Here is a 653-nt window from a genome sequence, read left to right as displayed (position 1 = left end):
TGCAGTACGCGGACTACACGTTGTGGCAGCGTGATCTGCTGGGTTCCGATGACGATCCGGGCAGCGCGGTGGCCCGTCAGTCGGCGTTCTGGCGTGAGGCGCTGGCGGGGCTGCCGGTGGAACTGGATCTGCCTTTCGACCGGCCACGCCCGGCGATCGCCAGTCAGCGTGCCGGCCAGGTGCTCGTCTCCGTGGATGCGGAAGTCCATGCCCGTATCGCGGAGTTGGCCCGGTTGAGGGGCGTGACGCCGTTCATGGTGGTCCAGGCCGCGCTGGCGGTTCTGCTGTCCCGGCTCGGAGGCGGTAGTGACATTCCGCTGGGCACACCGGTCGCCGGACGCACGGAGGAAGCCCTGCACGATCTGATCGGCTGCTTCCTCAACACGCTGGTCCTGCGTACCGATGTCTCCGGCGATCCCACCTTCGTGCAGCTCCTTTCCCGTGTACGGGAAACGGACCTGGCCGCCTTCGAGAACCAGGACCTCCCCTTCGAGCGGCTCGTGGAGATCGTCGCTCCGCCTCGGATCGCGGCACGGCACCCGCTCTTCCAGGTCATGCTCTCCTTCGACACCAACACCGCGGCCGCCTTCGACCTCCCCGGACTCGAGACCGGCGAATTCGACCTCCCCGGACAGGAAACCGCCAAATTCGAC

1 protein-coding gene is annotated in these 653 nt (G+C 67.1%); it reads left to right on the top strand.

Features of this window, described 5'->3' with window-relative positions:
* On the top strand, positions 1 to 653 hold a 653-nt coding region (locus tag R6V09_RS54290), incomplete at both ends, for a condensation domain-containing protein (RefSeq protein ID WP_317888705.1).

The sequence above is a fragment of the Streptomyces sp. W16 genome (assembly GCF_033194735.1).
GTDB lineage: Bacteria > Actinomycetota > Actinomycetes > Streptomycetales > Streptomycetaceae > Streptomyces.
The sequence above is the reverse complement of the archived record's forward strand: the minus strand, read 5'-3'. Positions and strand labels throughout refer to the sequence as shown.